General features: G+C 59.4%; 20 protein-coding genes and 1 pseudogene. 12 read left to right on the top strand and 9 right to left on the bottom strand.

Annotation, left to right across the window (positions count from 1 at the left end; genetic code table 11):
• Window positions 1–108 precede the first annotated feature (108 nt).
• From FFI94_RS32380 to FFI94_RS32355, 6 genes are all read left to right on the top strand, one after another.
• On the top strand, window positions 109–531 hold the full coding sequence (locus tag FFI94_RS32380) for a Rid family hydrolase (protein WP_138873962.1): 423 nt from the start codon (window positions 109–111) through the stop codon (window positions 529–531).
• A gap of 141 nt (window positions 532–672) precedes the next feature.
• Window positions 673–1548: a transporter substrate-binding domain-containing protein gene (locus FFI94_RS32375; protein WP_138873961.1), complete on the top strand. Its 876-nt coding sequence runs from the start codon at window positions 673–675 to the stop codon at window positions 1546–1548.
• Window positions 1548–2840, top strand: coding sequence for a Coenzyme F420 hydrogenase/dehydrogenase, beta subunit C-terminal domain (locus tag FFI94_RS32370; protein ID WP_138873960.1), 1293 nt, complete (start codon window positions 1548–1550; stop codon window positions 2838–2840). The genes FFI94_RS32375 and FFI94_RS32370 overlap by 1 nt, the downstream gene beginning before the upstream one ends.
• 329 nt (window positions 2841–3169) lie before the next feature.
• On the top strand, window positions 3170–4027 hold the full coding sequence (locus FFI94_RS32365; protein WP_221937823.1) for a DMT family transporter: 858 nt from the start codon (window positions 3170–3172) through the stop codon (window positions 4025–4027).
• Window positions 4028–4181: 154 nt separating this feature from the next.
• Window positions 4182–4661, top strand: coding sequence for a ribosomal protein S18-alanine N-acetyltransferase (gene rimI, locus FFI94_RS32360; protein WP_138873959.1), 480 nt, complete (start codon window positions 4182–4184; stop codon window positions 4659–4661).
• A gap of 160 nt (window positions 4662–4821) precedes the next feature.
• Entirely contained in the window at window positions 4822–5502 is a 681-nt protein-coding gene (locus tag FFI94_RS32355; protein ID WP_185993487.1) for a GntR family transcriptional regulator, read from the top strand.
• Window positions 5503–5615: 113 nt separating this feature from the next.
• Here the strand turns inward: FFI94_RS32355 and FFI94_RS32350 are convergent, their stop codons facing one another.
• The 3 genes from FFI94_RS32350 to FFI94_RS32340 form a co-directional block, all read right to left on the bottom strand.
• A complete protein-coding gene (locus tag FFI94_RS32350; RefSeq protein WP_138873957.1) occupies window positions 5616–6836 on the bottom strand; it encodes a CaiB/BaiF CoA-transferase family protein in 1221 nt (406 codons plus the stop codon).
• Window positions 6837–7383: 547 nt separating this feature from the next.
• Window positions 7384–8523 (bottom strand): acyl-CoA dehydrogenase family protein, encoded by a 1140-nt coding sequence (locus FFI94_RS32345; protein WP_138873956.1) that lies wholly within the window; start codon window positions 8521–8523, stop codon window positions 7384–7386.
• A gap of 431 nt (window positions 8524–8954) precedes the next feature.
• On the bottom strand, window positions 8955–9671 hold the full coding sequence (locus FFI94_RS32340; RefSeq protein ID WP_260684566.1) for a GntR family transcriptional regulator: 717 nt from the start codon (window positions 9669–9671) through the stop codon (window positions 8955–8957).
• Window positions 9672–9934: 263 nt separating this feature from the next.
• Between FFI94_RS32340 and FFI94_RS32335 the strand changes: the two genes are divergently transcribed.
• From FFI94_RS32335 to aspA, 5 genes are read left to right on the top strand one after another with little or no spacing between them, the layout of a single operon-like run.
• The gene (locus FFI94_RS32335) at window positions 9935–10798 is read left to right on the top strand and encodes a LamB/YcsF family protein (RefSeq protein WP_138873953.1); all 864 of its coding nucleotides are present in this window, start codon (window positions 9935–9937) and stop codon (window positions 10796–10798) included.
• Window positions 10795–11439, top strand: coding sequence for an allophanate hydrolase subunit 1 (locus FFI94_RS32330; RefSeq protein WP_138873952.1), 645 nt, complete (start codon window positions 10795–10797; stop codon window positions 11437–11439). Before FFI94_RS32335 ends, FFI94_RS32330 begins: the two co-directional genes overlap by 4 nt.
• On the top strand, window positions 11436–12299 hold the full coding sequence (locus tag FFI94_RS32325; RefSeq protein ID WP_138873951.1) for a biotin-dependent carboxyltransferase family protein: 864 nt from the start codon (window positions 11436–11438) through the stop codon (window positions 12297–12299). Before FFI94_RS32330 ends, FFI94_RS32325 begins: the two co-directional genes overlap by 4 nt.
• A 42-nt stretch (window positions 12300–12341) precedes the next feature.
• Window positions 12342–12557, top strand: a complete 216-nt coding sequence (locus FFI94_RS32320; protein WP_138873950.1) for a hypothetical protein — start codon at window positions 12342–12344, stop codon at window positions 12555–12557.
• A complete protein-coding gene (gene aspA / locus FFI94_RS32315) occupies window positions 12554–14011 on the top strand; it encodes an aspartate ammonia-lyase (protein ID WP_138873949.1) in 1458 nt (485 codons plus the stop codon). Before FFI94_RS32320 ends, aspA begins: the two co-directional genes overlap by 4 nt.
• 320 nt (window positions 14012–14331) lie before the next feature.
• Here aspA and FFI94_RS32310 read toward each other — a convergent pair whose 3' ends face one another.
• The 3 genes from FFI94_RS32310 to FFI94_RS32300 all read right to left on the bottom strand — a co-directional run bounded on the left by FFI94_RS32310 (window position 14332) and on the right by FFI94_RS32300 (window position 21372).
• Entirely contained in the window at window positions 14332–17652 is a 3321-nt protein-coding gene (locus tag FFI94_RS32310) for a protein kinase domain-containing protein (protein ID WP_138873948.1), read from the bottom strand.
• Window positions 17653–18073: 421 nt separating this feature from the next.
• On the bottom strand, window positions 18074–19576 hold the full coding sequence (locus FFI94_RS32305; RefSeq protein ID WP_138873947.1) for a peptide MFS transporter: 1503 nt from the start codon (window positions 19574–19576) through the stop codon (window positions 18074–18076).
• Between the two features lie 404 nt (window positions 19577–19980).
• Window positions 19981–21372, bottom strand: a complete 1392-nt coding sequence (locus FFI94_RS32300) for an NAD(P)/FAD-dependent oxidoreductase (RefSeq protein WP_138873946.1) — start codon at window positions 21370–21372, stop codon at window positions 19981–19983.
• Between the two features lie 1033 nt (window positions 21373–22405).
• Here FFI94_RS32300 and FFI94_RS32295 point away from each other — a divergent pair.
• A complete protein-coding gene (locus FFI94_RS32295; protein WP_260684565.1) occupies window positions 22406–22732 on the top strand; it encodes a hypothetical protein in 327 nt (108 codons plus the stop codon).
• A gap of 54 nt (window positions 22733–22786) precedes the next feature.
• Here the strand turns inward: FFI94_RS32295 and FFI94_RS32290 are convergent.
• The 3 genes and pseudogenes from FFI94_RS32290 to FFI94_RS32280 form a co-directional block, all read right to left on the bottom strand.
• Window positions 22787–22930: pseudogene (locus FFI94_RS32290) on the bottom strand (IS256 family transposase); the annotation flags it as partial.
• Window positions 22931–22956: 26 nt separating this feature from the next.
• Window positions 22957–23223, bottom strand: coding sequence for an integrase core domain-containing protein (locus FFI94_RS32285; RefSeq protein WP_138873945.1), 267 nt, complete (start codon window positions 23221–23223; stop codon window positions 22957–22959).
• A 1745-nt stretch (window positions 23224–24968) separates the two neighbouring features.
• On the bottom strand, window positions 24969–25172 hold the full coding sequence (locus tag FFI94_RS32280) for a three-helix bundle dimerization domain-containing protein (protein ID WP_138873944.1): 204 nt from the start codon (window positions 25170–25172) through the stop codon (window positions 24969–24971).
• Between the last annotated feature and the right edge of the window lie 749 nt (window positions 25173–25921).

The raw sequence follows: 25921 nt of genomic DNA, 5'->3' as shown, positions 1-25921 counted from the left end.
CCGATCGGTCCAATGCAGTCGACAAACCGCCAAAACCCGACGCTTGCACATCACGCCCCGGGCAGCCGTGTACGGGTGCCGAGACGAGTTCCAAACCGAAAGGTAAAGATGACCAAAACGAATTTCTACGTCACGCCAGGATTCGGCGAGACCATGCGCAAGGATATGCATTACAGCCAGGCTGTGCGTGTCGGCAATCGCGTCGAGACATCCGGCCAGCCGGGATGGGACGAAAACTGTGCATTTCCGGATTTGCTCGAAGACGAGATTCGTTTCGCATTCGACAACGTCGAACGTGCCCTCGCAGCGGCCGGAGCAACCTGGCCCGATGTGATCGCAGTGAACTCTTATCACGTACCGGAGTCACCCGACTACATCGGAGATACTCACGGACGAGTAATGGTCGAACAGTTTCGCGAACGAATGGGTGATCGTGCACCGATCTGGACTGAAATCGGAGTACCGGCCCTGGGAGAGAGACGAATGCGAGTCGAAATCCGAGTCACTGCGATAGTGGACTCGACTTCGTAGATCGTCCGATGCCGGTGCTGTGGAATCGGGCAGCGATCGACGACACACATCTCCGACATTCACGTCATGGCTAGGTATGCAGCATGAGCTTCGGTCTTCTCTGACAACAACTTTCCTTTAACCCAACGCATCGAGGACACAATGTCGAACCCCCTTAACACCGTCAATAGCCGCCGACTGGCATCTGGTCTGATGCTCGTTGCGCTTCTGGTCACGACCTCCGCCTGTAGCTCCGGATCTAACTCGGGTTCCGAGACCGCATCCTCGGCGTCGGGTGGGACCGAAACCCTCACAGTCGGAACCGATCCGACTTACCCGCCTTATCAGTACATCGAGAACAACGAATTCGTGGGACTCGAGCTCGATACCGCACGCGCCATCGGCAAAGCGATCGGCAAGGAGGTCAAGTTCGAGAACATCAAGTACACCGCTGGCATTACCGCGTTGCAGGCCAATCGATTTGACGTTTTCATGGCTGGTGGAACCGTCGACAGCCCTGGCCGCCGCGAACAGGTAACCCTCATCGACGAGTACGACACTTCACCTGGGCTGATGGTCAAAAAGGGAAACCCCGAGGGGCTCGGCACCAAGGCGAGCCTGTGCGGGCATCCGATCTCGGTATTCGCAGCATCGGAGTTCGAGAACACGTTGAAAGCCATCAGCGAGCAGTGCGGGAATAACCCCGTTAAGATTATCTCGCTCTCGGACGCCAATGGCCCCTACGATGCAGTACGTACCGGTCGCTCCGACGCGTACTTCGGAAACCTCATCCAGGCCAGCTATCAAGCACCGAAGTTTGAGTGTGACTCGGTGAAGGTGACCGACGGTGATCCCTACGTAGGCGCGTTCATGGTCAAGAAAGACAACATTGCACTCGCGCAGGAGCTCGCAGCAGGATTGCAGCAGATCATCGATTCGGGTGAATATGCGGACATTGCAGCGAAATACAATGTCCCGGAATCCGAATTGATCAAGACCGTCACCATTAACGGCGGAGACATCCCGGTGGGTAGCTGATGCTGGGTAAGAACCTGCTCATCCACACGCAACGGTCCTGCACACCAAATGTCGAACGGATCGTCGAAAGCGGAATGTGCATCGGATGCGGATTATGTGCAAGCATCGCCGGACCCGACGTGCTGCGGATGGGCCCAGGTCCTGACGGAGAATCCCGCCCCTGGGCTCTCGATGTCGTACCTCAGAACGTGGACAACACGATCAGAGCAGTATGCCCGGGCGTCCGGATGGACCTGGAAACACCCGACCCATCAGCCCCGGTCAACGACCCCATGTGGGGACCGCTCCACCGGATAGCAGCCGGGTACGCCGTAGACGCCGAGACCAGATTCGTTGCGTCGTCAGGCGGTGGTATCTCCGCGCTGACACAGCACCTGTTGGATACCAAGGCAGTCGACTTCGTCTTGCATATACGTGAGTCGATACCTGCTCCGCTGCTTTCGACTCGGCAACTCAGCTACGACTCAGTGGAGGTAATGAGAGGCGCCGGGTCGCGTTACGGGACATCAAGCCCCCTCGCCGATTTCAGTGACGTCCTCGCCTTGGGCGAACCTTTTGCGGTCGTCGGTAAACCGTGCGACATTGCCGCTGTACGAAATCTCGCCAAGATCGATCCCCGTGTCGACAACCTCGTCAAACTGACAATCAGCTTCCTCTGCGGCGGAATCGGCGCCGAGCGGCTCGAACACATGCTCGACAAGGAGAACATCGATCGCTCGCAGATCACTGGATTCCGGTGTCGTGGACATGGCTGCCCTGGGCCCACCCATATCGATCTCGCCGACGGATCCAGTCGCGAATACCCTTTCGGCGAGTTCTGGGGAGACGACGAGGAGCACTGGGGAATCCCGTTCCGGTGCAAAGTGTGTCCGGACGCGGTCGGTGAGCAGGCCGATGTCGTCGCCTTCGACGTGTGGTCGGAAAAGACTCCCGACGGCGAACTTCCAGGAGAGTCCGGATTCATTGCACGATCTAAAGCAGGACTCGATGCACTCGCCGCCGCCGAAGTCGATCGGTACGTTGCCATCGATCGGGAGCTGACGTTGGACGAGCTCAGTGCGATGCAATCGCACCATGTCCGTCGACGGCAGGGGACCGCCCCTCGGCTACTGGCCGTCGCACTCCGCAACGGCCTGCTCCCGCGCACCGCATGGCGCCGCCTGCTGCGGCTGGCAGTCGGTACCGGTGTCCGAACCTTCACCGACAATCTTCGAGGCGCATTCACACGGGCCGGCGCGAAACACGAGACGATGGCGCGCGGCGTTCCTCCTCGTGACTGGAGTGGCCTGTAAGTGCGACCGCTGGATGGTGGGTGCGGGCACACTTAACCGAACAAAAATCGCTCCTTCGTTCATCTTCGGCAAGTGCGACCGCAGTCTCGCTACCGCGATCGCCTGCCTTTGATGCTGATCGCGCTCGTCGTCGACCTCACCCCCAGCTGCCGCGGCAGAGGCCACGCAGGACGACGGCGAACGCCCACTAGGTCAGCGTTCGGACCGGTCTCGAGCGCGGTATGACCGCATCCAAAGCGAATCCGAAGCCCTTCCGACGTTTCGGTCGGGCCAGCTGTGACTCTCCAGAAAGAGACTCCTATCCCACTTCACGAACACCTTCAACACGGATGACGATACGATCTGATCGTCCGGTTCCGCCGTGGACCTTGGCCGTCGCCGCTATGATTTCAGTCCAACTCGGCGCTGCCCTCTCTGTTGGCCTCGTCGAGTCGGTCGGCCCCGGAGGGGCAGCATGGATGAGGCTCATGGCCGGCGCCGGCATGTTCATAGCGTTCTTTCGCCCAAGATTGAGTTCGGTCCGTAGACAGGATCTACCAGGTCTGATAGGTCTCGGTGTCGCAACCGGGCTCACAAGCATTGCGCTCCTTGCTGCCATCGAACGCATCCCGCTTGGCTCAGCGATAGCCATACAGTTTCTCGGGCCGCTTACCGTCGCCGCGGTTCGGGCTCATAGCAAGCGCGCGATTGCGTGGCCGTTGTTGGCGCTGATGGGTGTTGTACTGGTGACTCAACCCTGGCAGAACACCATCGACTTTGCGGGAGTAGTCTTCGCAGCCTTCGCCGGTCTAGGGTGGGGAATCTACATCGTGTTGACCCAACACGTGGGAGGCCGATTCGACGGGATTCGAGGTCTGTCGTTCACGATTCCGATTGCCGCGATCACCGCAGCCGCGTTCGGAATTCCACAGGCAGCAGGATCGATCACTCTTCCGGGAATAGCTGCAGCCCTAGGACTCGCAGCATTGGTTCCGGTGATCCCGTGCGCGCTCGATCTCATCGTCCTCCGCCGTATGAAACCGACGGCCTTCGGAACTCTGATGGCACTCGAGCCCGCCATAGCCCTCGTTCTAGGGCTGCTGATCCTCAACCAAGTTCCCAAGACCATGCAGTTAATTGGAATCTTGATAGTTGTGGTCGCGGCCGTCGGCGCGCAGGGCGAAGGCGAAAGCCACCTGGCAGCATAGATACCAGAATTCGAACACGGCTCTCCAAAGCGCACCGCAGGCCGGGCAATCGGAAACTCAACGGGATCCCTTGTGTGCGAATGAAAGGACAGGTATGAACTGCGGCCACACCGAAATATCGGAATGCTCAACAGTAAGCGCACAACCCTCGCCCATGGATCCCATCGATGCCGAGCGCTGCGCCAAACTCGACGCCCAACTGTTCGCAGGAGACAGCACGTGGAGCGCGGCGGCGTTTCACTCCGAGCTCGAGCAATCGCACACCGAGTACATCGTGATCCGGGACAACCAGCGCGCCGTGGTTGGATACGCAGGAATAGCGTTGCTAGGCAACTCATTCTGTCCCGAATCCGAAATACACAACATCGGTGTAGATCCGGCGCACCAGGGGCGTGGCCTTGGTTCACTACTGTTACGCGAGCTACTAAGTCACGCAGACAAACACGGAGGGCCGGTGTTCTTGGACGCGCGAGTCGACAACCATTCAGCTCTCGCGCTCTACCGCAGGCACGGATTCGACGTCATTGGCACCCGGACCAAGTATTACCAGCCCAGTGGAACCGATGCGTACACCATGCGCCGAGCCTCCACAACATACACAGCGCCAAAGGGCGCCGACCGCGCCGTCGTCTGAGGCGTGCCAGTTTTGGTTTTCTGCGCGCCGGAGAATCGGCCCATCTGACCAATTCAGGTGATGTCCCGAAGCGCGGGGCGGGGCGTGTTGGATTCGTGCTTCCTCCGACGCGGGCGGCGATTGAGCGATGAAGCCCGTGGTATGCAATAGCCTGGTCGGTGTGGTGAAACCTTCCGTTGCTGCGGCGACACGTAGACCGCGGGATCTTGGACGGCAAGCGGCGTCCGAGCTCTTGGTGGCTGAACTAAAGAATGAAATCCTCGATGGCAGTTTGCGTCCCGGACAGTCGTTGCGCGAGGTTGATCTGTGTGAACAGTTCGGCGTTGCGCGTAACACAGTGCGGGAAGCATTGCGACTGCTGACCAGGGACGGACTCGGTACCCACGAAGTGCATCGTGGTGTGACTGTTCGAATGGTTTCCCCGGCCGAGGTGCTAGACATTTTCGAATTCAGGGCGTTGATCGAGGAGTCGGTTGCTCGGCGGGCAGGGACTTTGACCTCTGAGGAGATCGAGCGCTTGGAGGCCGCGCTCAGTGACAGTGAGCACGCCTTCTCACAGGGGGACAGCAAGTCCGGTACCAACGGCAACCTCGCATTCCATCGCGAACTTGTGTCGTTGATCGGCAATACTCGTATCGACAACACGTTCGTGCAGTTGTTGACCGAAACTCGGCTCATCCACGCGAGCATGGAAGAGCGAGCCGGCGGTCACTGGATCAAGCGCAACCGCGAACTGCTCGGCAATCTCGTGGCTGGCCAAGGCGAGGCCTTCCGCGCCAACCTCGCCGAATACATCAACATTGCAGTCGAAGAAGCCACGGGATCCCTACCCCGCCAATAACAACTGCATCCTGTCAGAGCAGAGCTAGAGACGTGGGAGGGTTGAGTTCGAATCCTCGCCACAGCTCGGTGCCGCGCGGGGATTTTTCCCAAGACCTCCAATCTGGAGACGGTTTACCCGAAGACCGTACCCGCACCGCGAAGTTGTCCGACTGTGGCAGCTGAGTATCCCAGTTCATCAAGGATTTCATCGCTGTCAGCTCCGAGAGGGACGCCGAGCCGGCGGATGCTTCCGGGAGTGGCCGAGAGCTTCGGTCCGATGCCGACTTGACGGACGGGTCCGTGTTCGGAAGAGAGGGTTGTGACCATGTCGCGGGCCTGGATCTGGGGGTCGTCTTCGAGTTCGTCGAGAGAATTGACTGCTCCGACAGGTAGATCATGAGGATCGAGGAGATCGAGCCACTCGGTGACCGTCTTGCGTTCGAAGGTGCGTTGAAGCTCGGTACGTAGTTCGGTGCGTCTGGTGACATCACCGGCCAAAGCAACGAGTTCCGGCCGTTCGATGACCTCGCACAGCGTGGTCCAAAATCGCGGCTCCACGCAGCCGACGGTGATTAGACGTCCATCGCCACAGGTGTAAACGTCGTAGGGCGGATAGTCGGCGAGCACGGTGGGATCGCCCATCGGGTCGAAAGTGGTCGACATCCATTCCGCGAGTAGGTAAGTGGTCGCATCGAGCATCGAGATATCGACGAACTGTCCCTCACCTGTCACATGTCGAGCCTGTAGTGCCGCGAGAATCGATGTCGCAGCGAGCAGCCCGGCAGCGCCGTAGTCTGCGATCATGTTCGGCGGGGGCGGCGGGACCGCGTCTCGTCGCGCGAAGAGCGACAACGCGCCGGAATACCCGAGATAGTTCACGTCGTGTCCGGGTCTGTTGCGGTAAGGCCCGTTCTGCCCGAACCCCGTGATGGAGCAGTAGATCAGTCCGCGGTTGAGTGCACTGAGATCGGAATACCCGATACCGGCTGCCTCTGCTTTCCCTGGCCGCATCTCGATCAGAACCACGTCGGAGCGAGCTGCCAGAGATCGGATGATATCGGCGCCGCCATCTTTTTTGATATTGACCCCGATCCGTCGCTTGTTCCGAGCAAATGCATCGAAGTGAGGCCTAGCGAGCCCGTCGACCTGGGCGTTCGGGATGGACACTTGTGCGCCGAGCTCGGATGCCACTGGTGGGCGGTCGACGACGACGATGTCCGCGCCGAGATCGGCGAGCACCATTGTGCAGAATGGTCCCGGGGCGTTGCTCGACAAATCCAGCACGCGCACACCGTCCAACGGCAAGCGAGAGCCAGGTGTGGCGGCACCGCTGTGCGGATCAGAATTGGTCATCTCGGCGAAAGTCCTTCATCTCGTAGCGGCGAGGGAGCACATGACCAGGCGTCAGTGTCCTGACCAGCGAGGTTGCCGGCGCTCAGCAAAAGCCCGGGGGCCTTCACGGGAGTCGTCCGAGGACAGCATCGCGTCGTAGGTCGGAAATTTCCGGACCTCAACGCATCGTGTGCATCCGGAATGGGCATTGTTTCGGTGGAGCGAACCACCTCCTTGAACGCGGCGACCGCCAACGGTGCCGCGTTACGGCTTGTGCGGCGAGGGTGATTGCAGCAGGAAGCAATTCTGTACGCGACCAAGCCGCGGGTATATGCCTCGTTGGCTGTGATACGCCTACCGGTCAACATCAATTCCGTCGAGATCACGGGTGGAAGGTTTCTGGGTAGGCGAAATAGACCGTCAGCATCGGCGGTCAACCCGAGTGTTGCGCGGTACAGATTGCACAGCCATACAGCCGCCACATCCCGACCCGATGGGCCGACGTCGATACTGACGGCAACGTCAACGCCTCTGCCTGGTTTTCGAAAGACCCTGATCGCCAGCTTCTTTACAGTCCCAGCGATCTACCGATAATTTCCTTCATTATCTCTGTAGTACCACCGTATATCGTTGAAACCCGCCCATCGAGAAATGCCTTCGCAATGGGATATTCCGTCATATACCCGTAGCCACCGTGCAACTGAACTCCCTGGCCTGCAAGTTTATTCTGCAATTCGGTAGTCACCCACTTTGCCATGGCCGCATCCACACTGCTGAGTTCGCCATCGAGTTGCGCACGCAAGCAATTATCGAAGAATGCGCGTGCTACCCGAACTTCAGTGACCATTTCCGCGAGCAGGAACTTGTTGTGCTGAAAACTTCCGATCGGCTTACCGAATGCCTGCCGGGACTTGGCGTACTCCAGACACATCTCGACTATCGCTTCGGATGCAGCAATTCCCTGAGCAGCAACAATCAACCGTTCTCGCGGTAGGTTCTGCATCAAGTAGGTGAACCCTCGACCCGCCTCGCCTAGGAGGTTGGACTTGGGAACAACGACGTCGGTGAACGAGAGCTCGGCGGTGTCTGCAGCATGCATACCGATTTTTTCTAGGTTTCGTCCGCGCTCGAAACCCTCCATGCCGCGCTCGACGACAAGCAAGCTGATTCCTTTGTGACCGGCCTCCGGATCGGTGCGGGCGACCACAATAACGAGATCGGACAAGATTCCGTTGCTGATGAACGTCTTGGAACCATTCAACAGGTAGTGATCGCCCTTGTCGATCGCCGTGGAACGGATTCCCTGCAGGTCACTGCCTGCACCTGGTTCTGTCATGGCAACAGCGGTAATGGTCTCACCGCTGACGCAGCCCGGCAACCACCGGCGTTTCTGTTCTTCATTCCCGATTGCGCTGATATAGGGAACGATTGTGTCGGAATGGTCGGAAAATCCTGGTCCGGTCAAGCCGGTCCGTTGCTGTTCCTCAGACAGGATCACATTGAATCGGAAGTCGTCGACACCCGGGCCACCGTACTCCTCGGGCACATCGAAGCATAAAAGTCCGTACTCACCTGCTTTGGTCCACAGGTCTCGGGAGACCACGCCGTCCTTCTCCCACTGATCGTGGTGAGGCTTAACTTCGCGCTCGAAAAACGACCGGACAGTATTGCGGAAGTCCTCGTGCTCTGGCCCATAAATTGCGTTCAACTGGCTACCTCCACAAATTGTATAACAACACAGTCATACTACAATAAATGTCAAAATTGGCAACGAACCTAGCTTCCCGGGCTTGCAACGATCCGACCCGGCAAGCCCGGAGCACTATCGCATCGCTGCTGGCAAATCGTGCGTAGCCACCGCAAGCCGTCCGACTGCCTCCGAGGGAGCGTGTAAAACAGTTCGGCCAGGTTCGTTGGAGTTGATCAAGCAGGAACGCACGACCAATGCACCCGGAAAGCGGTCGGGTATTCGTCGCCTGTGCTCGGTGCGGTTCAATCCGCAATTCTCGTTCTGCACGTTCGGAAAGCTCGTCGGCGATGCCCGGTCAGGTCTTTGATCCGGCCGAAATGTGAAAGTTCCGGATGTCATACCGATAGCACCTGATCGCGTAGCGCGCGTTCAATTCGACAGACGATATGTCAGGTCGTTGTTACGTGACGCCTGTACATGGTGCTGATCTCGTGCTCTGCGTCGTCGAGGTAGCTCAGCAGTAGTCGTTCCGCCCTGTCGTCGTTGTTAACGATGAGCGCCTCGGCGATTTGTCTGTTTCGCTCCAAGTAGGGCTGGTGAAAGGACTGTGGATCCCCCATGGCCAGGAACACCAAGCGCAGTTCTGCCCAAGCGCCTTCCATCAATTCGGTCACGCGACGACTCCGAGCCAGTGCAACAACCGCGCGGTGGAAGTGAACATCTGCGGTTCCGACCCCTGCCCAGTTCTGGGCGTCGCGCATCGCTACCGCTGACTGGAGCGCTTCCACGATGGGGGTGATGTCGCGTTCGGACCGGCGAAGCGTCCGGACGGCAGCGCACTCGATTACACGCCTGCACTGGTAGAGGTCTGCGATGTCCTCGAGTGTAGGCATCCGGACGAATACTCCACGGTTGAGTTTGTGATCGACGAGTCGATCTTTTTCCAGAACTCTGAAGGATTCACGAACAGTGTTTCTCGAGGCTCCGTGCACTTTGCAGATCTCAGGTTCGGACAGCCGTGTGCCGGGAGGGAAGGTCCCATCGATGATGGTATTGCGTACTGCTGTTGCCACTCGCCCAGCCGTGCTTGTGCGTTCGAGCAACTCAGGCTGCGCAGCGAGGCTGATGCGAACGATCTCGGATACTTCGGACGTGGGAGCAACCACGGAAATTCCTTCCGTACATGTGGCCGCCCTCGGCACATCATGAGGTTCAAAGCCCGAAATGAGTAAAGGCAACACGTAGTATTGTAGAATCGTTCTACAATCCTTAGAATACATAATCGCATCATGTGCCACTGCACTGGCGCGAATCCTGTGCCTCACAGCGCCTCCCCAGTCGATCGAATCGACGGAATCGACCTCGGCGGACTGGTATCCCGCGTCCAATGATCGAGTTTCCGCTACATACCGCCCTGAAGGAGGGTCCGATGACCCATCCCCCGACCGTCTCAGCGAAGCAACCTCTGGACTGCCCACCGGCACCGTCCACCGCTCATCGCGGTTCAACACACCTGGAAGAAGATGCTGTGGCCGCGACCTTCGACCTCAATGCCGATCTCGGGGAAGGATTCGGCCCCTGGCGTTCCGGGGATGACCAGAGCCTCCTCGCCGTCATCTCCAGCGCCAACATTGCCTGCGGATTTCATGCCGGAGATCCGTCGATCATGCGGAAGGTCTGCGGTTGGGCAGCAGACCGCGGCGTTGTCATCGGCGCCCATGTCGGTTACCGCGATCTTGTCGGCTTCGGACGCCGTGCGATGACGATCGATCCCGACGATCTGTGCAACGAGACGGTGTATCAGCTCGCCGCGCTGGACGGTTTCGCCTGCGCCGCCGGGACGAACGTGCGGTACCTCAAGCCACACGGAGCCCTCTACCACGCAGCGGCAAACAATGCGGACACAGCCAGAGCATTGCTCGATGCCGTGACGCTGTACAACAAGGATCTAGCCATACTCGGCCCCTCCGACTCCTGGCTCCAGAGGGTCGCCGCTGACGAATACGACATTCGTTTCGTCGCAGAAGGTTTCGCGGACCGCGCCTATACGGAACTGGGCACACTGGTCGACCGTCGTCGACCCGGCGCGGTACTGCACGATCGTGCCGCGATCTGCACACAGGTACTGGACATGGCTCGGCATTCGACCGTCCGCAGTATCGACGGGACAGTTGTCGACGTCGACGTCGCGAGCGTGTGTGTTCATGGCGACACCGCCGATGCCACCGACATCGCCCGATCTGTGAAACATGCTCTCGAAGGCGCCGGCATCGAGATCAGGGCCTTTGCATGAGCATCGGGACGCCACGCTTGCTGACCGCCGGGAAATCCAGCATTCTCGTCGAGACCGACAGTCCCACCGAGACTCTCGGGCTCGTCGAGCAGCTTCGGCGTTGCCCGCCCTCGGGCATGATCGACTTCCTACCAGCCGAGACGACAGTGATGATATTCGCTCGGCCCGACGCCGACATGTCAGCGCTTCGCTCCGAGATCGGTCGGCTCTCCCTCACCTCGACATCGATCCTGGAGCACGCGCAGTCCGACGACGTCGTGATTGTTCCTGTGCACTACGACGGTGAAGACCTCGCAGAGCTCGCACACATCACCGGACTGTCTGTCCGTGACATCATCGCCCGCCACACCGACGAGCTGTGGCGGTGCTCCTTCATCGGTTTCGCACCGGGATTTTCGTATCTGAGCCCCACATCAGCTACCCCATGGACGATCCCCCGCCGAGAACAAGCACGACCTTCCGTTCCCCCCGGCTCCGTTGCACTGGCCAGTCGATATTGCGCGGTGTACCCACGCTCGTCCCCGGGAGGCTGGCAGCTCATCGGCCGGACGGACATGCAGATGTGGGATATCGACAACGATCCTCCCGCTCTTGTGCAGCCCGGCCGAGTTGTTCGCTTCGTCGATGCGGACAAGTCGTGAAAACGGTTGAAATCCTCGACACCGGCCCGCTCAGCATCATCGAGGACCTCGGCCGGATCGGATTCCTCCAATCCGGCGTCGGCTGCTCCGGCGCCGCTGATCGGGGCGCGCTCACACTGGCGAACAGGATGGTCGGAAATGTCGAGTCCGAGGCATGCATCGAGACTCTCCTCGGAGGGCTCGCTCTCCGAGGCACGGAGGATCTCATCGTGGCCGTGACCGGCGCTCCGGCGCCCGCCTATCTGGACGGTGTGCAGGTCGCGCACGCCAGCACAATCATGGTTCGTGCCGGTCAACACCTGGCGCTGCGCACCCCGCAAGTGGGTCTTCGAAGCTACGTCGCGATCCGCGGCGGGCTCGACATCGAGCCGGTACTCGGATCTCGTAGCACCGACACGCTCTCCGGTATCGGCCCCTCCCCCCTCCGGCAGGGCGATGTGATCCCCATCGGGCGGCCTCGTCTGCCGCTTCCTCCGATCGACGTGGCACCGATCGCGCTGCCCAGTGCCGACACCATCACTCTGCGCGCGACGCTGGGCCCGCGCGAGGACTGGTTCGTCGACCCGCAATCCTTGACAACAGTGTTGTGGACGGTCTCGAGCCAGTCGAACCGAGTAGGCGTGCGGCTCGATCGCACCTCAGAAAGGTGTGTACTCGAGCGCACGCGGCTCGATGAACTGCCCACCGAAGCAGTTCCACTCGGAGCGGTACAAGTTCCTCCTTCCAGACAGCCCGTGATCTTCCTGGCCGACCACCCCATCACCGGCGGATACCCCGTCGTCGCAGTCGTTCACAGCGCGGACATCGACCTCGCAGCCCAAGCCAGACCCGGCCAACAGCTTCGCTTCACCCTTGCCTGACCTGAAGACCGACACCCGCCACGCTCACCGAATGGAAACACTATGACAGTGATCCGCCCTCCCGGCCCCCACCGCGACGGAGAGAACATGCTGCCCCTCACCAATGCCTATCGCCCCAGCGAACCCGCCCGCGCACATTCCTACCGCGACACACGCGAGGGATTCGGCGTGCACGGCAACAGCGACGACACAGCTCGGTTCGGGGAACTATTCGGCACCACACTGAACACGGCTGCGACACCAGCGGGTCTGTCATGACCAACATCAAAGCCGATACGGTCCGGATCGAACACGATCTGCTCGGCGACCGAGACATCCCCGCCGACGCCTACTGGGGAATCCACACCCTGCGCGCGGTCGAAAACTTCCCCATCAGCGGAATACCGATCTCGACCTACCCAGATCTGGTGGTCGCCCTCGGTTGTGTGAAACAAGCTGCAGCATTGGCGAATCGAGATCTAGGTCTGCTCGACTCCGGAATCGCCGACGCCATCGTCGCGGCATGCTCGGAAATCCGCGACGGAGCCCTGCACAACCAGTTCGTCGTCGACGTCATCCAAGGCGGCGCAGGAACATCGACAAACATGAACGCCAACGAGGTCATCGCCAACCGAGCACTGGAAATCCTCGGACACCGCCGCGGCAACTACACAGCCCTACACCCACTCGATCACGTCAACATGAGCCAAAGCACCAACGACGTCTACCCGACCGCCTTGAAAGTGGCCGTAGCATTCGCGCTGGTGCGCCTGCAACAGTCGATGCGGTCACTGGCAACAGCATTCAACGGCAAGGCCGTAGAATTCGCAGATGTGGTCAAAATGGGCCGCACCCAACTGCAGGACGCCGTACCGATGACCCTCGGCCAGGAATTCGGCACCTACGAGGTCATGCTGGGTGAGGACGCGGACCGACTCCTCGAAGCGGGCGCATTGATCGGTGAAATCAACCTCGGTGGCACCGCAATCGGTACCGGGCTCAATGCCCACCCTCGCTACGCAGAACTCGTATGCCGTCATCTCAATAACGTCGTGGCCATGCCGGTCTCGACCGCCGCGAACCTCGTCGAAGCAACCCAGGACGTCGGATCCTTCGTACAACTCTCCGGAGTCCTCAAACGAACTGCAGTGAAGCTGTCGAAGATCTGCAACGACCTACGCCTGCTGTCCTCAGGGCCGCGAGCCGGCTTCTCGGAGATCAACCTCCCCGCCATGCAGGCAGGTTCGTCGATCATGCCCGGCAAGGTCAACCCCGTGATTCCCGAGGTTGTCAACCAAATCGCGTTCGAAGTCATCGGAAACGATGTCACGATCTCACTCGCTGCCGAGGCCGGTCAACTGCAACTCAACGCATTCGAACCGATCATCGCCCACAGCCTGTTCCAATCGATCACTCATCTGACCAATGCCTGCGACACTCTCGCCACTCGGTGCATCGCCGGAATCACCGCCAACGTCGAACACCTACGGCGCATGGTCGAGCATTCGATCGGCGTGGTCACTGCACTCAACCCCTACATCGGCTACGCGGCTGCAACGTCAGTGGCCGCCGATGCCCTCGCTACCGGCCGAAGCATCCCCTCGCTCGTACTCGAACGAGGACTACTCACCGAATCCGAGATCACGGAAATCCTCCGGCCCGAGAACCTCATCCGATCGGTGGAACTGAACATCAACTCCACTCAGGGTCGCCAGCAAACACTGGTGCCCTGACAAGTGCAGCGTTCGAGACGACACCCGCGCAGATCTTGGCGGGAAGGTAGCGGGCGGGACGATGCTGATGCCGCGCCTGGTCATTATTCGGTATCAAGGATCGGGTCGCGATCAGGTGACAGGAATGCCGTCTCGAAAGTTCATCGACCCTACGCAATTCGGCGTTCCCCTGGTCGCGGGCCCACCTGGGCCTGCGACCTCGGCGACGACGAAATTCCTGTCACGGTGTTCTGCCGGGTGTCCAGATTCTCTTCCCAGCGCAGTGAATTGGCACAAAAAGGGACTGATTCAACATCGAGGCGGCTATTAGACCGGGACGACTACCGAGCGTGTTCGATGAACCATGCGGCGATCTGGGTTCGCGAGCTAAATCCTAGCTTGACCAGTATGTTCTCGACATGTCCCTGCGCGGTGCGAGGTGAAATGAATAGCTTCTCCGCGATCTTTCTGTTGGTCAAACCCTCACTGATCAGTTCCGCTACCTGACGTTCGCGTTTGGTCAGAGCATTCTCTGCCTCGGTTGGCTCGACGGAGGTCTCGGGAGGCGCGTCGTCGAGCGCTACCGCGGCTATTTCGTCGAAATCGAGGGCCTGTCCGTGTCGAAACGCCGTTGCGTATGCGGCGGCGCCGAGCACTGTGCGGGTTCGGCGCACACATTGTGTGTGGTAGTCGACCATGGCCGGAATGCGCACCGACGAAGCACCCATGGTTTTACGGAGCGCTCGGGCAGCGCCCATGAGTACCGCAGCTCTTTCCTCTCGACCTTCGTCTGCCGCAATCCAACTCAGCGCTTCGACGCAGAGCGCCCCGCTGACCGGATCGTCGACACGATGAGCGGATCGTATTCCCTCTTCCAGAAGCTCGTACCCTTCCCGCGCTCGTCCTCGATTCCACGACACCAGGCCGAGTGACCAGAGTGAATGCGCGCGGTACACGGACTCCCCGTGCTCGGTGGTGAGAGCCAGCACTTCTTGATGCGACGCGACAGCGAGGGTGGCATCGCCGAGCACCCATCCGGCGACTCCGAGAGATACCAGGGCTTCGATCCGTCGAACGAGGTTCGTTTCGGGATGCAGACCCCCTAGAGCCCGCTCGAACAATGTGACCGCTCGCCCCGGGTCACCGCTGTACAACGCCGAGTTCCCTTCTATGTAGAACACTTCCGCACCGATATCGTCCTGGTCGAGACGTTGAACCAGATTTCGTGCTTGCACCACCAAAGGCGTTGCCGCAGCGTTATCTCCCTGTAGACCTGCCATCTCGGCGCTCCAGCACAGGGCGTGAATCCTCTCCGCCGTCAGTGACTCTGCGTCGAGGGTGAGTAGTCGTCCCAGCCAACGCCTGCCTTCGCTGAACATGCCGCGGGTGAACCAGAACAAGTACAGGGCGTTTGCCATTTCCAGGCCGGCAGCAGCCTCACCGGTCTCCGAGGCACAGAATTCGAGGGCGTCACGAATGTTCGGTTGTTCCTGCCTCAGCAGAGCGATCCAGTCGGTCTGTTTCGGTGAGATCCATTCGGACTCAGAATGTTTCACCATTTGAAGGTAGTAGTCCCGATGCCGACGCGCCAGAGCTGCATATTCACCGGCCTCCTCGTCGAGTCGTCGGCGGCCGTAGGCGCGGAGAGTCTCCAATAGACGGAATCGCACCCCGGCGGCAGTTTCTTCGCGAATGAGGATCGACTTACCGACCAAGGATTCGACCAGATCCACCAGCGGCACCGCGCCGAACAGTTGACCGCTTACCCCTTCGACGCCGTCGAGGTCGAAGGAGCCTGCGAAGACGGAGACCTGCGCCCACAACCGTTGCTCGTCCGGGGTGCACAGCCAGTAGCTCCAGTCGATGGACAAGCGCAGCGACTGCTGCCTACTCGGGGCTCCGCGATGCCCCCGGGTCAGTAACGCGTAGCTGTCGGTTATCCTGTCGCGGATCTGTACCGCTGACATCGATCGCAACCGCACCGCCGCCAGCTCGATCGAGAGCGGCAGTCCTTCCAACTGCCGGCAGATCTGAGTGACGATTGCTTTGTTGTCGTCGGTGAGGACGAAATCCGGGACCGCCGAGCGGGACCGCTCGACGAACAATGCGACCGCATCGGACATCGCTGCTCCACGCCGGGACGGCGCCGGCTCGGTGGTGTCCGGCACCGTGAGCGGAGGCACCCTCATCACCATTTCGCCGCCGATGCCCAAAGGCTCCCGGCTGGTAGCAAGGACCTTCACGTCCGGACACACCCGCAGCAGCGCCTCCACCAGTTTCGCGACCGCCGCGATCATGTGCTCGCAGTTGTCGACGATCAGCAGCAGCTGCCTATCGGCGAGGTACTCGGCCACCAATATCGACGGCGGGCGGGCGGAGCGTTCCTGCAAGCCGAAGGTACCGGCGAAAGTATCTGCCAGTAGCGCTGGATCGCGAAGCTGTCCCAGCTCCACCAACCACACACCGTCGGCGAAAGCGCGACGTGCATCCGAGCCGACTTTCAACGCCAGCCGCGTCTTGCCGACGCCGCCGATACCGGTGAACGTCACCAACCGCGCCCCTGACAGAAGGTGTCTGGCCTCTGCCGACTCGTGGCGGCGGCCAATGAAGCTCGTCAACTCGTACGGGAGGTTTCCGTCCTTACTACGACGTGGCAGGCCCAGTAGTGACGAACTCTCACCTACGGAATCTTGATCATGTCCCGCCGGCGCAGCGCCACGGGCCGTGCCCACCACCACATCCGCCCGATACTCGCGCTCCCTTGCCGGGAGCGCCATCTCGTCGATGTTGTGCTCGTTGTGACGAGCGGCATCGACGAGAAGGTTTCCCAGTTCTTCCGCGGAGCCCGGCCTCTCGCCCACTGTGCGCGCCATCGATCGTTCGATGATCGCGCGAAAATCCTCGGGGATATCCCACCCGGACAGTTCAGGGGTCGGTTCCGAGGTGATCCGCAGGAATTGCGCCACGACATGTTCACCGCTGAGCCGCTCGAAGGCCGCATGGCCGGTGAGCGCGCAGAACAGTGTCGCGCCCAGACCGTAGATATCGGAGAATACCGACGGAGCATCTCCCCGGAGTACTTCCGGTGCGGTGAAGGCAGGCGAACCCGTGACTGTTCCCGTGCCGGTCTCGAACGCTCCGGCGATACGGGCGATCCCGAAGTCGGTCAACTGGGGTTGGCCGTAGTCAGCAATGAGGATATTTCCGGGCTTCACGTCCCGGTGAAGCACACCCAACCTGTGCAAGGTCTCGAGCGCCCCCGCCATCTTGGCACCTATCCGAAGGACTTCAGTCCACGGAAGCGGACCGTTCCTGCGGATCTCGACCTCAAGCGACCCACGCCGATGGTACTGCATGACGATGAACGGGCGACCACTGTCGGTGGTACCGACATCGTGCACGGTCACGATATGAGGATGGCCCGAGACACGGCCCATCGCACGTTGTTCACGCAAGAAACGCGCCACGTTCTCCGAGTCGACGTCAGCAGTGAGGACCTTTACCGCGACAACACGATCCAACGACGGCTGCCGGCAACGGAACACCACACCGAACCCACCACGACCGATCTCATGGACATCGATGAATCCCGTCGCACCGAGTTCCTCGGCGATCACACGGGCGACGTCCTGCTGTGTCGAGAGTGGATCGAAATCACCCATCCACGTCAAACCTCAGTGGGTTCCGCATTGTCTCCAGCTGTCCTCAGACCACCCGATTCCGCAGTTCGTGCATCCACATCTCAGAGTAGTCCGGCCGAGCAACATGACGGTCGATCTTTACAAATGCTTCGAGCGCCAACTCGAACCGAGTCCAGACTCTGAGGACCGCATTCATGGGCTTGCCTTTGGGCAAGCCGACAACTGAAGTCCGTATCTAGCGCAAGCAGGCGTACAAGATCGTGTTGGTCTCCAGCATTGTCGAGCACCGCCGTTGCATGACTGCACCTTTCACGTCGATCGTGGCCTCTACAGATCTCGTGATCGGAGAAGGTTGAGCGCAGATCCGCGGAACCCTGAGTTCCTCGATCTCAAGCCAGACAACTGAACGGCACCAGGCTGTGACGGATTACCCTCCCGTTCATTATTGTCGATCGGTGAATGCTCCAATTCTCTTGGCAAACAAGGCCAGCAATATTCCGGCTAGAAGGGCGAGACCACCAACCAACAGAAAGTACTCCTCGGCGGATACCTTGGCAAACAACGTACCGAGCAATCCGGAAATGGATGATCCGGCAGCAAGCGCCAGGAAAAGCAATGCCACGGTTTGCGCTTGAAAATGTTCGGGTGCAATACGCGTCGCGATCGCAAGCCCTGGCGGTACAACGAAAATGTCGGACACCCCCGCGATCGCCATACACACCAACACGAGCACCGGCGGCACCGTCTTACCCGGAAACAACACCGATAGAAGAAGCAGAAGATACGCCCCTCCCACGAGCATCAATCCGATAGCCATCTTGGCAGGGGTTCCTGGCTGCCGGGCGCCGAGTCTCATCCACAGCATCGCAACGAACGGGCTCACTGCGACTGAGCAGAGGGCTCCGATTGCGGTCATCCAAGGCGCGGGAATCTGCCAACCACCGACGTCGAGACTTACCCGATCTGTAATGAACAATGGCATAGAAGTGAATTGCTGCAAGAAAATGCCGAAAAACAGGAGAGTAGCAAGCCAGATCGGGATGAAGCCCCGCATCCGGCGCTTTTCGGTGGGCGTCACATTAGGTGCGCGGAGGATCACCGTGAAGTAGACGATCGCTGCAATGACCGCGATGGCGGTAATGTAATTCACGACGTTGTTGCCGTTCGCGACGTCGAGCCACCATAGTGTCGTCGCGCAGAGTGCAAGCCCGAATACCGCCGCGAGAATGTAGACCAGCTGACCGCGTGCGATCGGATTCTTTACCAGGGCAGACGCTGGGGGAAGATCGCGCATCTTGCGGGTGAACTGGATTATTGCACCGACCATTCCGAAGGCAGCAAGGCTGAAGGCTGCGTGAAAACCCCAGAGATTTTGGGTGAATCCGGTCAGCAGCGGTCCGAGAACGGCGCCGGAATTGATGGCCATGTAAAAATACGAGAACCCTGCATCGCGTGCGGTTCGATTGTCCGCGTAGAGCATTCCCACGATGGAGGTGATATTTGTTTTGAGGGCGCCGGTACCGAACACAATCAGGATCAGGCCGAGTGCTAGACCTGAAATCCCATCGACCACCGCGAGTGCGATGTGGCCGGCCGCGATGATGACAGCGCCGTACAGGACCATCTGTCGCGGTGCGACCAGTCGATCTGCGATCCACCCTCCGAGTACTTGACACAAGTACACTGCGCCGCCGTAGGCTCCGACGATGCTGACCGCCGTAGTCGGGGCGAGTTCGAGTCCGCCGTCGCTGAGCGAATACAACAGGTAGAAGGTCAACACACCCTGCAGGCCATAGAAGCTGAAACGCTCCCACAGTTCGGTGAATGACAGATTCCACAAGGCTTTTGGTTGCCCAAGCGCTTCTGGTTGCCCAAGTGACTCACTCTTCGTCTCGCGTGCGATGGCGATGCCTCCATCTGAGAAATCGCGGTCGAGTTCGTTCATGTCTGATACCTAATGTGTTGGGAAGGAGAGCCTTCAGTTGATTTCTGGCACGGTGGCGGATAAATCGGTGTCGACTTCCCCTTCGTGGGAGTCGAAGCGTCGACGACGTTCCTGTACCCGCCCCCGGTGGGGAAACAGAGTTTGTATTGTCGGCGCGCAACCGGGCGCACGAGAATCTCTCTGGGTTGTCCTGGCGGGATCGACGAGGACAACGAACCGGTTGACGCGTCTGTCCGCGCACTACTGGTTGTCGCACGAATTGTTGACGATTGACCCCATACCGCATCACGGAACCCCTTCATTCACTCATATCCAATCCGTGGGTTTCTCGGGAGACGAGGGCCGCCGGGAGCGCGGCGGGGCTGTGCGTGGCGCGTGTCATCCGTGGCGACGCTCGGAAGGGGTCAGCTCCCATGAGGTACTGGAGTACTGGGCTCGGAGGCATTGCGTTTGAGGTCGTCTAGTTGCACGATCGGGTTGCGCGCTGCGATCTGCTGATCGGTGATGGTCAGTTGCCCACGCGATGACCCGAGAAACGTCCACGTCCAGGACAGAAGGGTGGAGATCCGACTGCGAAATCCGACAATATAAGCCACGTGCACGGCCAACCACAGGGCCCAGGCCAGCGGTCCGGACAGCTCAAAGCCACCGATCTTGGTAACAGCTTTGAATCTGGCGATGGTCGCCATCGATCCCATGTCACGGTACTCGAACGGGACCCGGGGGTGACAGGGCCGATTCTCGGTGGTTGCGGCGCTCTCGGTCTTGATCGGTTGTGCCGCGTAGCGACCGCTTTGGATGGCGACTTGAGCAACTCCGGGAAGTCGATCGCGGAACATCATGTCACCGACGACGAAGACTTTGGAGTGGCCGGGAAGTGTGAGGTCGTCCTGGACGGCGGTACGACCGGATCGGTCGAGTTCGGCCCCGGTTTGTTGTGCCAGTTGAGCGCCTAGCGGGCTCGCGGCCACACCAGCGGACCACACCTTACATACGGAGTCGATACGGGATTCGTTGCCGTCGGAGTCGCGGACGGTCAGTCCTTCGGAATCGACATCGACGACCGTGGTGCCGAGGCGGACGTCGACGCCGAGTTTCTCAAGGGTTGCTGCCGCTTTCGCACCTAATCGATCCCCGAACGGGGGCAGAACGGTAGCAGCCGCGTCGATCAGGACTATTCGGGCATCGCGCGTGTCGAAGCTACGGTATGCACCGAGGAGGGTGCGGTGAGCGAGCTCGGCTATCTGTCCTGCCATTTCGACGCCTGTCGGGCCTGCCCCGACCACCACGAAAGTCAGTAGTTTCGCCTGTTCCACGGGGTCGGCAGCGAGTTCTGCACGGTCGAACGCCCCGAGAATCCGACCTCTCAGTTCGAGGGCGTCGTCGATTGTCTTCATCCCTGGTGCGTGTTCAGAGAAGTGGTCGTTACCGAAGTAGGACTGCTGAGCGCCGGCAGACACGATGCGTTCGTCGTATTCGGTGACCGTCGTGCGCCCCTGGTGAATGGAGATCACCGTTTGCTCGGTCAGGTCGATCGTCGTGACGTCACCGAGAAGTACCGTCGCGTTAGATTGGTTCCTGAGTATTATGCGGGTCGCGGGCGCTATCTCACCTTCCGAGAGAATGCCGGTTGCAACCTGATAGAGCAACGGCTGAAACAGATGATGGGTCGTACGGTCGATGACCGTCACGTCAACATCGACGCGGCGCAGAGCTTTGGTTGCGAACAGGCCCCCGAAACCGGAACCGATCACCACCACCTTGCGACGTCCAGCGGGGGTATCTGCAAAGGTCATAATGAAAAACGCCTTTCCTGCCAAACAGCTAGGTGTGAGCTGATCGAGTGGGATTGTGCCGCGGTACGTCGGCCCGAGGCGCCACAAAGGCGGTGAACCCCCAACGTGAAAAGCCGTTCACAGGCTTTCGAGGCCGAATCACCGCTAGCCGTTGCTCGCGGTCTCTTGTCGCCCTTGACCTCATGTTGGATACGTACGATCCGCCACACGCTGAATCCGACATCCACGCGACTCCAGCTTGCGCCAGACGTCACTGACCTCAAAGCGGAGTGCACGGGCAAGGACGTCGCCTGATGATGACAATTGTCCAATTGATCATGGTAAAACGCCATGTCAGAACCCAGAAAGCTCGTCTCCTTGCCCGTCACCGCTTGGCCAGCCAACAGCAGAAAGGCCTCCAGTCGACATGCGTCCAAGCAAAATGACCCATCTCCGTCCCCTCGCGACCCATGAGTTGAAATAGCGGATCGTAGTGCGTGGACCGCCCCAACGCTCGGTGGTGATAGTTGGCTGCATGCCATTTACTTCAACTCCAGGTTCAAGTGATGTGATTGCCAACCTCTGGAATATCACTGTGCACCAGATCACTCTACAAATTGTAGAACAACTGCGCAATACAGCAGATGGTGCGCCATTGGCCACTGTGCAACAGTCCCGCCGAGTCGCCCGTCCGACGCAGGGGACTCACATCACGTGAAAGCGCTGTGATAGTCGGAACCGCGCAACACCTCGATCAGCGACGACATCGAATCATGTCCGCCCGGATGGACCGATCGAGAATCTCGCCTACAGCGACGAACAGTGAAATTTCCTCAACGAAAAGAGTTAGCACTCGATACCCATGAGTGCTAAATTCTGATGAGTCCTGCGCCACAAACCAAAGGCCCACAGACGAGTCGCGACAACCAGCCACTCAAACAGTCAGCCTCGACACCGCAGCACGAAATTCTTCAATCGAACAAACCAAAAACACCTCACACCGAAATGCCGACATACGCCCGTCGACACCACATCAACCACACGAAGGAGGAACATGACCACTGTCCACCACAACCCCCACGCCGGGAACCCGGCGTACACCTCCGTCGACGGCAACGAAACAGAAAAGCAACACCGCTCACGCTTACCCGCCGCGTCGATCGTTTTAGGGACACTGTCCATTGCGGCGTTCTGGATAGTCGAACTCGGCTTCGCACTGGGCATAACCGCAGCGATCTGCGGCACCGTCGCCACGGCACGGCCCACCGTTGCCGACGACGAAGCAGCATCGCTGCGGGCCCTACTCGGCATCGTTGCCGGCACCGCAGGAATCACCATCTCCACAGGCGCCGCCCTACTCCCCCTGCTGACACAACTGTGAACCACCCATGGCGTGAAGGGTCTATTTCTTTAACGGTGTTTCGGCTGTTTTCCATCAGTAAGTTTCCGATCCCGGCCAACGATCGGCGAACGTGATCGCAAACGCGTTCAGAGCAGGCTTCCACCGTATGCTCCATCGTGCCTGGCCCTTGCCTGTCGGGTCCACTGAACGTGTCACCAAATACTGACACTTCAGTGAGGTTCACCCCGAAAAGTGGACAGTGGTCACGCGACCATCAAGGTCGTGGTCAGTGACTTTTCGTAGTTCGTGGGGCTGAGCATCCCGATCGTGGAGTGCCTGCGGCGAGTGTTGTAGATGTGCATCCAGTTGTCAACTGCAGCAATCAATTCAGAGGCGTATGCGAAAGTGTGTCGGTAGTAGTACTCGTGCTTGAACGTGGACCACAGACTCTCCGCGCCGGCGTTGTCCCAGCATATTCCGGTAGCTCCCATCGAACGGCGCAGCCCGTACCGTTCGCACACCTGCTTCATGATCCTCAAAGGCGGCTGACAACTGCCCGCGACCCAACCTATATCCCCATACTCAGAGGGGAACTGAACATGTTTACGTTCACCGATTCCCGGTTACCTTTTCTTGCCCGACGGGAATTTTCTCGAACGCGGGTCCGTCGCCCACGGCCCGCCTACCGGCTGTCACTCGCCGGGGGTGGGCCCCACAGCTGCGCATCGGCCGACTCGGTGCGTACGGCTCACCGACGCGACACGTCCACCTCCCGCGCCGGTGAGCTCTTCCCCTGCGGCGACGAATACCGTCCATCCCCAGACAGGCTTGGATTTTGGTCACCTGCATGATGAATTCTCGTCAAAACCTGCATCTGCTTCTCGCCGAGTCTTACCGTGAACATGCAGGGATTCACTATGAGGGGAGTGGATCTCGGCGCGGATAGTGGGTCACCGTGCTGTGTGCTCAGCGCGGATGACAACGAAACCCCCAGCCTCTCGCCGAGGTTGGGGGTTTCGTGTCCCTGGAGATGAAACCACCGGGCAGCAATGACAACAGCCCCGGCTACGCCGTCTACACCAGGCGGAGGTGGGCTCCCATGCTGGCCAGCTGTCTAACCAACGTGTCTCGACGTTCCGAGAGTCGCTGAATTGCGTCGTCGTCCTCTGCGAGCTGGGCACGGTTCAAGAGAAACTGACAAGTGTCCAGTTGTTCCCTTAACGTCATCGTTGCCATCACCTTCGATCACTGTGTATCGGTACCTTCTAAATCTGTCAGTGAAAGGTGCGGTATGCGCGGGCCGAAGTACCTACAGAGGTACCTGCATTTTGGGCCTCGTAGACGACAAGAAGCCCCCAATTCTCACCGCCGTTCGGGCGTTGCGTCACTACTGGTACGTAAGTGGCGAGGCCGAGTTGCTGCCGGTAATTTTACCGTGCCCCTACTTCGAGAATTGAACAAACAGTTCCGCCGAAGGGTGCCAGGCCCCGCCGGCAGTGACTCCCATCCCAGTCGGCGGGGACCTGCCTAACTTTTATCCTATTTCTGACCTGCCTACAAGCCGCAATCTCACGATGAGCTTGAATTCTATTGATACAACTTTGAAGGAGTGCGTGCGATGCGCATGAACAATTCTGGGCGCCTCATGGACCGGACATCATCAGTGCAACCTGCGAGTGCTCCGTAAAGTTCTTGGCCCGTGCCGAGCTATCAGATCGTTTACAACCCTGACGATGCAGTCCTTGCACGTGGAGATTTCGACAACGACCGCGACGCAATCGCATGGGCACACGAGACGCTTAAACCGCATCCTCCCCGACTACTAAAGTGCATTCTGGAAAAGCAGATTGTCGATGACGCATGGACTTTTGCGGCGAGGGTAGGCCGCGTTTACGGACAAGCCGTCACGTGAGAGCAAATGATGACCCTCATAGAAGCCTATAACACGGAGTCATAAGTCGCCCTCCCCAAATCCGAGATACTTTAGCGCACCGTGCGCGGTGTCGAGCCTGACCTGACCACCGTTACGACCGCACTTCTGAATTGTGGCCGCGTCGACTTCCCGGCCAGTGCCGCCTTCTCCCGAATCGACCCACCCGCGAGAAGGCCGGCCACGACAGCGGCCCGCCGCTCGGCGTCCGCGACCTACACACTGCCGACATCGCCGTGAGGACACGAGCCCGTTCGACATCCCGGATCAGACCACGCTTCTGTGGGGTCACGATGCGCGCATAGCGCTGGTGGGATTGTCCATCAGCCCACCGTATCGGCAACGCTAGTGCGCAACTCGCAATGACAGCAGGTCATTGGCTCGACGCTCAACCAGGAGTGGAACGAAATCGCGGATGTTCTTACCCGCGAACTGAGCATGCGCCTGATTCACCGTGCCGTCGACAATCTCCTGGGTCGCGTTCGGAAATTTCACTGCCAATCGGCCTTTGATCAGACCGATCTGACGCTCTTCTTCTACGGGAGTCATATCCATAATCCTCCCCCGGATGCCTCCGCTTCTCCACTGTTAGCAACGCATCGCGGCCAGACAGAAACGCAAGGTAAATGACCGGAAAACAGCGGGCATCCTGAAGGTGCCAGGCCACGAAAAGGTATATCAGTCACTGACACATAGTGAGCAATCCCGGGCGGGTGAAATCATGGGTGAACTTATGCGGGACGACTGGCACTAGACACTCAATGCCATATATGTTTGTTCTGCTCTCACTGACTGCTGAGCCAGTTGCGTGATCGAGTGGTCCCGCCGACGTGACATCCCCAAGATCGTCGGCGGGGTAGGCCTTGTCGGACCGCCCGCAAAGTCAGCCCGACAAGGCCTCAATTTCACTGCTCCATTCATTCCGAGAGTTTCTGGGCGGGTCCAGTTTTCGGCGAGCAAACAAGCCAGTTGCATGAGAAACTTCGCTGGTGAAAATACGACGAAACGCAGGCGCAGGTATATCGACAAATCGAAGCGCTGGCAAACAGTGCTCGTCATCGGGCTATGCATCCTTGCCTCCGTAGCAGTCGCCTGCGGCCTTCTTTACGACAAGACGCGCTGGTCCTGAACAGGGTAAACGGACTGTCATCGGGACAAAAGACCCCACTGCTCAGAGTCTAAAGAATTGCCGTATGAGAAGATTTCGTAATGTCTAAACACTACCGGCCTGAGGTTGATCGCAAGGTTAGGCGTGCAGATCTAGCGAGCCGCTTGAAGACATGGCTAGTAATTGCACT

Origin of the sequence: Rhodococcus sp. KBS0724 (assembly GCF_005938745.2) — a bacterium.
Lineage (GTDB): Bacteria > Actinomycetota > Actinomycetes > Mycobacteriales > Mycobacteriaceae > Rhodococcus_F.
The sequence above is the reverse complement of the archived record's forward strand: the minus strand, read 5'-3'. Positions and strand labels throughout refer to the sequence as shown.